Source organism: Mycobacterium sp. 1245499.0 (genome assembly GCF_001673615.1).
Classification (GTDB): domain Bacteria; phylum Actinomycetota; class Actinomycetes; order Mycobacteriales; family Mycobacteriaceae; genus Mycobacterium; species Mycobacterium europaeum_A.
In genome coordinates, this window is the sequence record NZ_LZMG01000224.1 from 1 (window position 1) to 609 (window position 609).

Consider the following 609-nt stretch of genomic DNA (forward strand, 5'->3'; position numbering starts at 1 on the left):
TGCCGCCCCCGGCCGCCGCACCCTCGCAGGCCGCATCGGCGCCCAAGCCCGCCGGCCCGTCGGGCGCGGCCCCCGGCGCACCCAAGCCCAAGCCGGCGGGACCCGGTCCGGCCAACTAGAGGTCGCCGCCGAATGACCCCGTCGCAGACGCATACACTCGGCGGTGATGTCCAGCAATGACCCCTCCGATTCCGCAGCCGGCCTGACCGCGGCTATCCGCACCGCCCTGGGCAAGGTGATCGATCCCGAACTGCGGCGTCCGATCACCGAACTCGGGATGGTCAAGAGCATCGACACCGAGCCCGACGGGACGGTGCACGTCGGGATCTACCTGACCACCGCCAGCTGCCCGAAGAAGACCGAGATCAGCGACCGCGTCAGCCAGGCGGTCGCCGACGTCCCGGGCACCGGCGCGGTCAAGGTCACCTTGGACGTGATGAACGACGAGCAGCGCACCGAGTTGCGCAAGCAGCTGCGCGGCGATGCCCGCGAGCCCGTTATCCCGTTCGCACAACCGAATTCGCTGACCCGGGTCTACGCCGTCGCGTCCGGAAAGGGCGGCGTCGGCAAGTCCACCGTCACGGTCAACCTGGCGGCGGCGATGGCGGC

The 609-nt window shown here is 70.9% G+C and carries 1 protein-coding gene; it reads left to right on the forward strand.

Annotation, left to right across the window (positions count from 1 at the left end; all coding sequences use genetic code 11):
* Positions 1-166: 166 nt before the first annotated feature.
* The coding region (locus A5646_RS12540) for a metal-sulfur cluster assembly factor (protein WP_156765594.1) at positions 167-609 on the forward strand (443 nt) is incomplete at its 3' end.